Raw genomic sequence first — 11,280 nt, forward strand, 5'->3', positions numbered from 1 at the left:
GAACCCTGTAGCTTTGTCGGACTCATTGCAGTTTATCGTGCAACCTAAGGGGCAGGGTTACCATCCAAAAACGGTTTCGTCGGAAGTCTTCACTGCTAAGAAACAGTACGATGTATAAGATATCCGCCACATGGCGGATTAACACGAATATAGTGGATAAATGAATTTGGCCTCAAGGTTAGCGGTTTTTCGATGCCTAAAATAATCAGCTAAATGCTAATTTAGAAATGACGCTAACAAGGTTTTGTCCATTTTCGAGTTAGTGAGATTTTGCTTGATTGGTGCGGACTGTAGAATTAACACAAGCGCTTGCTGCTTGTGCTTGAGAAAGCGCATTTTGTTCTAGTTATATATACAAATTGAGCAAATGCACTTTTTAGGCAAGCTAGTTCCCCAGTTTTAGATTTTTAGCTAGAACACTAACGCGTTGCCTGGATAGCTTCATTTCTCTAGCAATCTGAGATAAATTCACATGACCATTTTCCCTGATTTGATTGTTGTAGAGTTCTGTTAGGATTTCACGCTTATCTATATCGACACCATAACCTTTCATAGGGCCTGATTTTAATGGTTGGTATATGCGTTGTGTCGCTTCATACCTCGCTAAAATATGGAGTAAAGTAAGTCTTAATTGATCGTTATTGAGATGAATTAACTCTTGTGAACTTTTCCAGCTAGATGATTCATTTCCTGAATTATCTAAGCAGTCAATTACCATGTACCCCCAATCCAACAAAGAGTCGTAGGCACTAAATTGCCTTAAATCTTTTGCCAGATCTAAGCGATGAAAGCTAGTAGGGTAGTGATTTTTTGTGTAGATAATGATCGTTTCAGCATATGATTTCCAGTGTGTTTCAGTCAGGTAACTGAGAACATTGAAGACGGGCAGAACGGTGTCATTCACCATACCGAAAAGCTTCGTAGCCAGCCTCCTTTGCTTCCCATTCTTCTTTGTATAACCATTGGCAAAACTGGTTAAACCTGTGTTCGAAGAGTGTCTGGTCGTAAATGAGAAAACTTTTCTAACAGCAGAATTGTACGATTTTTTATTACGAATCGAATTATGCTCATTGCAATAAAAACTAAATGAGTTGGTCCGTTTCCAGCATAGGGCGCACATAGGCAAATGAATGTTGTACTGTGCATTGTAAGTCCCCAATATTCCCTTTTCATCAGCGACTTCATAAGACAGCCACTTCTGTGTTTGGTTTGTAACGCTTATAGCTTTGATTAGTGCGCTTTCGATTGCATAAAGTAAGAACTCCAGTTCATCATCAAACCTCACTGATAACTCAAATACGTATGCATGTTGAATGTTATTTACAGTTGCTTTTAGCCCACCGCAATAACGTACTAATTCTTCAATATTTTGAGGTTTTAATCCCTCATATTTTTTGCAAAAAGTGAGCGTTTCAGAAAGCAGATTTGAGTAATAGGATGATAGTTGGGGCTGAGTGAATGCGCTAGAGACAAGAATGCCACAGCTATCACTATGCTTTTTCTTGAGAAGCTTAAGTCCTTTTTGTGATGCTGTAACTTTAAGCCTATTCAAGTTCAGTACTAACTCTACTTCTAGTTCTCTATATCTCATGTCAATAGGGTTGCGTGGTTATTTGGGCTTTTCCGTGATGGTACAGAAAATTTATAGTGGAGTCATGTCCAACCAATAAATAAGAAAAATAAGATGAAAAGACGAAATCAAACTATGTCAGTTAGTACGCTGGCAACAAATGACTTACTGACAGACGAACTGACTCAGCGAACTGACTTTACTGACCAAACTTACCTACGGATGAAGGCATCATTTGAAGGAAGACTGAAGAACTCAGGCTACAGCATTCAAAAAGGTAAGCCGTTCTCGGACTATTACTCCGCAATGAAACAAGGAGAAAGATCAGGCAAACCAATTCAAAATGTCACTCAACTTAATGAAGCGGTGGGAGGTAAATTTTATAAGTCCAGAGCTGCCTACGAAGCGTATATAGCGTTGTGCTCACCAAACCTACCATTAGAAACAGTGCCCCAAGAGTTTTCACAGCGACTTCTAGGCTCGATCAAAATTGATATTGATGCTATCTGGCACCACGTGCAGAGCGAAATCGAAGTAGCATTAGCTGAGGAGTCGATTCAATTTGAAGCTGAGAAGTCAATCCTGATGCGTCAATTATCAGAGGGTGATGAACTGATTGATACGCTAAAAGAGCAGATTGCGAATCTAAAAGTTTGTCAAGCCGAAGTAGGTAGCTTGCAAGTTAGAACAATGGAATATCAGGAAGAGATTGATGAATTGAAAATAGCGAATCGCCAACTGGAAACTCGCAGCTGCCAATTGATCGAACAATACCGAGAGCTACAACGTGAGTGTGATTCAGCAAATACTGAAAGATATCGTCTTGAAGGCCGTTTAGAGCAGTACCTATCACAGCAAAGCCTAACCTAATATCCCCTTTAGAAATGCAGGCACTCAGTGCCTGTTTAAGAAAGCTTAAATAAGAATAAGAACAATGAAAATAATAGCTAAGAATCATAATTTTGCTCATTTTGTTGAGCGGGAACGAGACACGAAAAATATCGTGGTCAAGGCATCAAGCCAAATCAACTTTCAATCAGAGTCAGCGACAATTGTCATTCCCTTGGATGAAAAAAATGTACAACAAGTATGTGAATATTACAGGTATGCCAATTGTAGGGTAACTATCGCCATTGATAGCCAAAATTTTCGTAAGGGAGCCGTTAAGCTTCTAAAAGAAAACTACTTTGGTCTTGGCTGTACAGTGTTTGATGTGTCGATTTCGGAATCACTACCGAGTTCTAAACATGCAAAGCTTGAGTATCTATGCAAAGCATTCGAGTTAACACGTTCTGGAAATCTAGCTCAACTAGCATCGAAGATAGCGATTAGAGAAATTCCTTTTGTCTTTTCTTGCGCTGAGGATTGTGCAACTACTCATGTCCTTGACGAGAGCTTGAAAGGCCCCTTTATTAGATGTCTCAACCGTAGGATAAATGCGGTGAGAAAGGGTGTTGAGGATGATTTTAAAATTACCTCGGCTGACAACCATCAACAAATAGGTAGTTTAACAGATCTAGATCATTCAAAGCTCACTTCAACTACGGCAATAGTAGCGGCTACAGGTGTTGGAAAAACTAGCCATGTATATGCTCCAATCGCAACAGAAGCATCCGTAGGTAACAAGATAGTTTATATATCACATTTGATTTCACTGGTTGACCAATTTTGCCAGAAAACAAGTAGTGCTTCTTATCATGAGCAAGACTTAGGAAAGTTAATGCAAGCTAACAGCATGGGTTGCGTCATTAATAGTATTTGGAAACCCCACATACTTGAAAAGATTTGTTCAGCTAGTACGTTGCTTATTGATGAGTTCGAGAAGGTCTACAAGACTCTAGTGTGCAGCGAAAACTGTCGAACAATGCAAGCAGATAGAGTTTTTGAAGCATTAGTCCAAATTTTAAAGACAGTACCAAAGGTCATAGTGGCTGACGCTGATCTTACAGATAATTCGTTATCTTTCTTAAAGCAGGTTCGTGGAGAGCTGTCGATTATTGAGTGTACCGAAAATCCTTATAACTCATTGACGGCAACTGTTATGAATAAAAAAGAATTCTTAAGCACTGAGCAGATTCGAACAGTGTTAGAACGAGATAAAGTGTGTTTGTTTGACAATCTAAAAACGATGAAACGGGCAGTTGCTCAGCTAGGTTATCTGAACCGTCTAGGTTTAGATTGCGAAACGAAAGCTTTGGATGATGGAATTCTGGTGTTGCATAGTGATAATCGGGATATGCCAGCCCAGAAAGCTTTTCTCGCTGATCCGAATCGAGAGTTAGCAAAGTATAGGGCGATTATGGCATCCCCGTGCTTGGGGGCTGGATTTTCAATTACTGAAAATTACAGTAATGTAGTGAATGTTGTTTGTGAATCAACACTGATCCCTCGCGAGTTGGTGAATTTTTCTAGACGTTTTCGATGCGCAAAAGAATATAATTTTTGGTGTCATGAATGGCAAAGTACTCGCCGTATTAAATCATCAGGTGATTATTCACACCTTGGTCTGCGTTACGATGAAAACTTAAAGTTTAAAAAACAGAAACAAGAGCTGAATGAACATTTAGCGCTCTCTATGTGGTTCACACTAGAAAGGCTTGGCTTTGAAGTCTCTTGCCAAATATCTTTACAGCATAATAGTGGGGCTTCCAAGGAAAAAAGGCAGTTTGATACTGAATTCAAAGCAAGACAACTACTAGCGATAGTAAATGCAGAGGATATATCGTGGAATGACTTTGTCAGAAATCAGCGTAGTAACACACTATCATCAATAGGGATCGCTGAGGTAAGAAAGTTTGATATCAAAATGGTATATAACTTGGGTAAGGTCAATTTAGAGCATGTAAAGTTTGATGATAACTTTGACCGAGAGTTATTTGCTCACTTTCCTTTTGTTCTAGATGAAGCAGCTCTTGTTAAGCTCGGCATTTACTCTAAACAGAAACAGCACCTAGCTAACTCGATCTTTCAATACTTGTTCAGTGGCTATGGTTTTGAAGAAGGGAAATCGAGGCATTTTCTCTACAAATCCTCTGTAACAGGAATATTGGAAAGCATGGATGGTGATACCTTTGATCTCTATTTTCCACCACATATTAGGTATCCTAAGAAATGCGGAGGGGGGCAGACATATAAAGTAACAGGTTACTTAAAATCATTGCTAACTAGGTGTGGATTTGTTCTTGGTAGGTATGGCGGAAATTCTCAAAAAGCTAGAATATCGATGTCACCACTAGCAAAACAGTATAAAAATTGGTTAATGACCAGCCGTATTCATAATTAAGTAATAAGAATATTGATTTGATCGAAAATCGATCGTTCAGCTCTTGGGTTAAAAAATATAGCTTTACATATTTAGAATTAACATGTTAGATTTTTAACGTTCATGAGGAAACTCAAGGACTCTTATAACAATATAATAACTTAATATAACAACGATAAATGAATGTGTTTAATGGAAATTGGGAATTACCAATGCATTTTTCACGAAAAGCACTCATTCAATGAGTTGAAGTTAATATTTTTATATTGTAAATGGAGTCCATTATGGAACGTTTTAAAACTGATAATCAGTTTCTTTTCTCTCACTTAGATCTTTTCTTGAAGAAGCTAAGCCCTCGTTTGGCGTATAGATATGCCTATTCTGTTGTGCTAACTCACAGCATCTTTAATACCAATGACGCAATTTCAATTGCAAGTAATAAGGGTATTTTAAGATGACACAGAAACTCACACTTATCCGTGGTATTCCAGGCTCAGGCAAGACAACCCATGCTAAATCTTTAGATGCAAAATTGGTTGAAGCTGATCAATTTTTTATCGATAAAGATGGTCGATATCAATACGATAATGCTCAGATCAAAGATGCACATAACTGGTGCAAACTTGAAACAAAAAGACTTCTCTCCGCTGGTTATAGTGTAGTTGTTGCTAACACGTTTATTAAAAACTGGGAAATGAAGTTTTATAAATCGTTAGCGGGTGATATGGGATTACTTTTCCAAGTTATCGAAATGGATGGTAATTACCAGAATCTACATGGTGTTCCTGATTTAGTTGTTACTCGCATGGCCTCTCAGTTTGAAAGGCTTGACCCACATTTCACTCCAGTATTAGCTCAAGGAGGTGTGGAATGAACAAGATCGTTGTACAGTACCATAGCGCCCAAAAAAATGATGGTGGGAACTATGATGTATTGGTCTCATCAAGTGTAGAGAGCAATGGCGTAAACTGGGTAGGGGAACTTACGGTTCAGTTAGTTGACGGTGAATTTGATTGTTCTTGCCAAATATTTTCTTATGACATCAGTCATGATGAATGCCTCTGGTCTAACTACAGTGATACGAATGAACTAGGTCACTTTGATGAAGAATTTATTGATGGTTTTTTCCAAAAAATAGTAGACGAGGCTGAACAAGGCTTTTCCGAAGAGTACTCTTTTAAATACTTTTTGGAAGAAAGTTCTGGTTTGCAACTCAATGACTCTTCTACAAGCGCTGCGGGTTGTGGAATTGTGGGTGGCATTCATTTAGAAAAATATACTGAGATTGAAGGAACTAGAGTTTTACTTGTTGCCATCGATTCAGAAGCAAATAGCGAGAAAATGATTAATCGTATTAAAAAATTTGATAGCGAAGAAGACTACGATGACTATGTTGAAGAATGTAGTGAACTCAACGGACGCCAGCTATTTTGGAATGATGGCTGCTTCGCGTTACAGATGCATAAGAAAATGGTTGATCATGAGTATTGGTGATACGTCTCAGTAGGTTTGATTAGCTAAAGAAGCGGCCCAATGGCCGCTTCTTTAGTATTAAGGAAATAACAAAAAGTTCTGGAAAAGGTTAGTAAGGCTTATTTTTATACAGTTGTGATGAATTATTGAGTTGCATAATCAGATTGTGCTCAATGTCATATAGCATAACTTACAAATTTGGATAAAATACGGATAATGTTGCATAAGGGCCTAAATGAAAGATGAACTCAAATCTCAAAGATATTTTTGATAAAAGCCGTCAAGAACTCCTTGATATGGGCCTTAGAGGGAATACACTACTTAATGTTGGCAAGGGAGCCAAAATTCTAGACATTGTTGACGAAAAGTCTGAACAGGTGTTTGAGCACTTGGTTGATGAGTCAAAAATGATGTCATTCCTACCTGCTCCAGACTCTCTGGATACAGAAGACAGCAAGTCGATATCTTTAACTGATTTGACAACTCACCTTGAAGAAGCCAATGGTGATAAGAGGCACTCAGATAATGCCTTACAAACTCAGTTATTTAGAAAGCCATTAGACACTCGATTACTAAAACTAAGCACAGAAGCCACCACATTTGTGCAAGAGCAAGGGGTTGATCTTCTTTATCTTGCGATGGGGTTTGTTAAGTGGTTTGAAGATGATAATTCAGACAATCCTAGATATGCCCCTTTAGTACTAGTTCCTGTTGAGATTTTTCGAGAAGATGCGGGTGATTCATACAAAATTCGCTATACAGAAAATGAGCTAGGTACAAACCTGACTCTTGCTGCAAAGCTTAAAATGGAATTTGGTATTGCTCTACCCGAATTTGAAGAGGGAGAGAGCGGCTATGATTTCCAAGGGTATCTAGAGCAGGTTGCAACTGCCATTTCTGGTGAAAAGCGTTGGTCAGTCGAGAGCAATAAAATCGTACTGAGCTTCTTCTCGTTTGGTAAATTTCAGATGTATCAGGACTTATCAGATAATGTGTGGCCTGAGGGGCAAAAACCATCGGAAAATAGCGTGATCCAAAAGCTGTTCACCGAAGGTTTTGAGCGTGACGCAACCTTGCTTGATTCAACACCAATGGACGTAAATCGTGTTGAAGAAGTTCAACTTGTTTTAGATTCTGACTCAAGTCAAACCGAAGCGGTTTTGGCAGCTAAATCAGGGGCGAATCTTGTGATTCAAGGCCCTCCAGGTACAGGTAAATCTCAAACCATCACCAACATCATCTCTCAAGCTTTAGCTGACAACAAAAAGGTGTTGTTTGTTGCAGAGAAGATGGCAGCGCTTGATGTCGTTAAACGCCGATTAGATAATTGCCATATTGGTGATTCAGTATTAGAACTTCACTCACACAAGGCGAATAAGAAGTCTGTTCTTTCATCATTAGAAAGTACACTGATGCAGCATGCTCCTGTTACCCCTGAGAGGAGTGAAGATATTGACCGCTTGGTTTCTCTTCGTAATAAATTGGATGATTACTGCCAGTCGGTGAATGAGAGCATCGGCAATACAGATGTCAGCTATCATGATGCTCTAGGTTATAGTTCACAGTTAGAGCGAATCATTACCGATGCTTCAATCGAGTTAGATGAGTTGCCTCGTATCGACTTTGATTTGAACGTTTGGGATAAGAGTTACTACCTGTCAGCCCTCGCCAAAATAACAGAGGTTGTCGATTACCTAACGGAACACGCTGCACCAAGCCTGAATCTGTTTTCATCGACTAATCTTAAAGACTATTCGCCATCAGATGACAAGTCGGCGCAAAAGCTTGTTGCTGAAGTCGTGCAAACACAGCAAGAGATCATTGACCAAGTTAAAGCTCTTCATGCCTGCGCTGGTTACGTCTCACCGATCGCTAACTATACAGATTGCATTTCAGTGCTTGATGGCCTATCTCTTATTGCAGATAGACCCGAGCTTGAGAATGTTGATGTAAACGCTCCTGCTTGGGAATCGAAAGGCGATCAGATACTTGATTTTGCGCTTCAAGGTGCAACGCTACAAGATCAAAAATCCGAACTTTCAGAGCATTTTGTCGATACTGCATTAGATTATGATTGGATGCCAATTCGTGGCTCGTTGCTGACCACAGGTCAAAAGTGGTGGCGATTCCTATCTGGCGATTACCGTAAAGCAAAAAGCACCTATACAGGCATGTGCAAAAATGGGCTTGCTGGTGGCGCAAGTGACTGGATTGAGAAGATTGATGCGGTACTGGAGTATCGTTCGACTCAAAAAAGCTTTATTGAATCTGCACAATTGGCAATTGATACTATCGGCAGTCATTTTAAAAATGAGAGCACAGACTGGAAAGCGATACTAAAGCCGCTTCAATGGGTGCAGCAATGCCATTCAGGGATTAAATCAGGAACGTTGGATCACAGTGCAGCGCAATACCTAGACCCATCAAAGGAAATTTCCTTTACTACCACAGAGCTTGATAAGGTTAATGCACTTATCGAAAAGCGCACTAGCGTAATCAATGAACTCGCATCACTGCTGAAATTGGACCTTAATTCCTTTGTTGAACGATGTGATGCCCTGCAATGTGAGGAAGTTGAAACGATTGAGAGCGATATTCAGAAGTTCTACCCATTAACACGGTTTAATCGTTTAGGCTCAGACCTTGATGCCATTGGACTTTCTGATTGGAGACAACAGGCATTCACTTGGACGAAAGAGTCCACACTTATTCAAGATTGCTTTAAATTCACGTACTACAGTTCGCTAGTGGATCATCAATATGATTCACGAGATGAAATCCGCTACTTTGATCGTGTTGAGCATGAAAAACAAATTGAACAGTTCAGTGATATTGACGGTCAATTGTTCCACTTTTCGCAAGAATCTTTGGTAAAACAGCTTTACGATAATCTACCGAACCCATCAGCGAGAGGTGAAGTAGAAACGTTAAGGCGTGAGTTTAATAAAAAGCGCCGTCAAATGCCTATTAGGCGTCTGCTTAACAAATCGGGTCGAGTGATACAGCAGATCAAACCTGTCTTTATGATGAGTCCAATGTCGATTGCAACCTACCTAGAGCCAGGCGTTGTAGACTTCGATTTAGTTATCTTCGATGAAGCGTCACAGGTTAAAGTTGCCGATGCACTTGGAGCTATTCTGCGTGGTAAACAAGTCATCGTTGTTGGTGATACGAAACAAATGCCACCAACCAGCTTCTTTGGTAAGCAGTTAGTCCTTGACGATGAAGAGGCCGAAGAGAGCTTAACGGCTGATATGGAAAGTATCTTGGGGATGTTTTTAGCGTCAGGCACGCCAGAAAAAATGCTTAAGTGGCACTACCGTAGCCGCCATGAGTCGTTGATCGCGGTGTCAAACCAAGAGTTTTATGACAACAAGCTAATGATTTTCCCGTCATCTGGCATTAATCCTAATGCAAAAGGCTTGAGCCTCAATTACTTGTCGAATACCACTTATGACCGAGGTGGCTCAAGAAGCAACATAGGTGAAGCCGCAGCCGTTGCAGAGGCGGTGATTAAACATGCTAAAACAACGCCAAACCAAACACTGGGCGTGGTTGCATTCAGTACAGCCCAACGTGATGCCATTCTTCTTGAGGTGGAACGCTTAAGAAAGGCGAATCCAGACCTTGAGCATTTCTTTGGGGAGCATGAAGAAGGAGAAGATTTCTTCGTTAAGAACCTTGAAAACGTACAAGGTGACGAACGTGACACTATCTATATCAGCATAGGTTATGGCAAGACGAATGAAGGGCGTCTACCAATGAGTTTTGGTCCGCTGAATGGTGAAGGTGGCGAGCGAAGACTGAACGTGCTTATTTCACGTGCTCGTATGTGCATGGAAGTTTTCAGTAACTTTAAGGGTGAGGAGATGCCAACTACTGACGCATCTCCATTTGGTGTTCGAGCATTGAAGAACTTCCTACATTACGCTGAAACTGGTGATTTGGTTAAGCGAGAAGAGACTGGCAAAGGACCTGATTCGCCATTTGAAGAAGAAGTCATCTCTTCAATTCGTTCGTTAGGTTATCAAGTTCAACCACAAGTAGGTTGTGCAGGTTTCTATATTGATATTGCAGTGAGAGATCCACATAAACCTGGTCGCTATATGCTTGCAGTCGAGTGTGATGGCGCAACTTATCACAGCTCTAAGAGTGCGCGAGATCGAGATCGCATCCGTCAGAGTGTGCTTGAAGGGTTAGGTTGGCGTTTCCACCGTATCTGGAGTACTGATTGGTTCCGCAATCGCCACAAAGAAACAGGAAGACTTGATGACGCTATTAAATCTGCGATTGCATATTACGAAGCTTATGATTCAGAGCCAGTAGTGGAAGAGGTTGTACAATCAAAGCCAAAAGTTAAAGCTGCGATTGAAAGGGTAGAGGTTGAACATCAATCGTCTGCTGCGATTTATCAGGTCTACCCAACGGATCAGTTATACCTTGGACTGGGGGATACGATACCTGATGTCAGTACAGCAACATTAGCGGAAGATATCTTAAAAGTGGTTGAGCTTGAATCTCCAATTCACGTTAAGCAGCTTAGTATTCGTTTGTTATCGGCCGTTGGCAGCTCTCGAAGTGGTGCGCGAATCAATCGAGCAATCCTTGATGGTATTAGTTTGCTTAGCAGGCAAGCTAAAGTAGATCTTGATGGTGAGTTTATTATTGCGAGTCAAAGTGAAATCACCATCCGTAGCCGAGCTGAACTGCCATCCAATGAGCGTAAATATGATCTGATTTATGATGGTGAAATTGCGCAGGCAGCCATTGAGACGGTTAAGGATACATTCTCTATATCAAGTGACGATCTAGTGAAATCAATAACCGAGGTTCTCGGCTTTTCTAGTACCAGTAAAGCGATGAAAGTTAGAACGGAGAACGTTCTTGCCGAGCAAGTTAAGTCTGGTGACTTTGAATTAAAAGGCGATACTTACCAGACATCTTAGAGAGATATTAGTTGTATTCCACTGAGTCG

The 11,280-nt window shown here is 40.4% G+C and carries 6 protein-coding genes; 5 read left to right on the forward strand and 1 reads right to left on the reverse strand.

Annotated features, from left to right (window positions below; translation table 11 throughout):
- Positions 1 to 385: 385 nt before the first annotated feature.
- Positions 386 to 1,591: a MarR family transcriptional regulator gene (locus ACFI6G_RS14230; RefSeq protein WP_102277848.1), complete on the reverse strand. Its 1,206-nt coding sequence runs from the start codon at positions 1,589 to 1,591 to the stop codon at positions 386 to 388.
- Positions 1,592 to 1,684: 93 nt separating this feature from the next.
- Here ACFI6G_RS14230 and ACFI6G_RS14235 point away from each other — a divergent pair, with 93 nt between their 5' ends.
- From ACFI6G_RS14235 to ACFI6G_RS14255, 5 genes are all read left to right on the forward strand, one after another.
- Positions 1,685 to 2,440 carry a hypothetical protein gene (locus tag ACFI6G_RS14235; RefSeq protein ID WP_102277847.1) on the forward strand — a complete coding sequence of 252 codons (756 nt, stop codon included), beginning with the start codon at positions 1,685 to 1,687 and terminating at the stop codon, positions 2,438 to 2,440.
- Positions 2,441 to 2,504: 64 nt separating this feature from the next.
- A complete protein-coding gene (locus ACFI6G_RS14240) occupies positions 2,505 to 4,853 on the forward strand; it encodes a hypothetical protein (RefSeq protein ID WP_102277846.1) in 2,349 nt (782 codons plus the stop codon).
- Positions 4,854 to 5,286: 433 nt separating this feature from the next.
- A complete protein-coding gene (locus ACFI6G_RS14245) occupies positions 5,287 to 5,706 on the forward strand; it encodes an AAA family ATPase (RefSeq protein ID WP_102277845.1) in 420 nt (139 codons plus the stop codon).
- Positions 5,703 to 6,326, forward strand: coding sequence for a hypothetical protein (locus ACFI6G_RS14250; RefSeq protein ID WP_102277844.1), 624 nt, complete (start codon positions 5,703 to 5,705; stop codon positions 6,324 to 6,326). The genes ACFI6G_RS14245 and ACFI6G_RS14250 overlap by 4 nt, the downstream gene beginning before the upstream one ends.
- 221 nt (positions 6,327 to 6,547) lie before the next feature.
- Positions 6,548 to 11,251, forward strand: a complete 4,704-nt coding sequence (locus ACFI6G_RS14255; protein ID WP_462710323.1) for a DUF3320 domain-containing protein — start codon at positions 6,548 to 6,550, stop codon at positions 11,249 to 11,251.
- The last annotated feature ends 29 nt before the right edge of the window (positions 11,252 to 11,280 follow it).

It is taken from the genome of Vibrio sp. PSi01 (genome assembly GCF_054960695.1).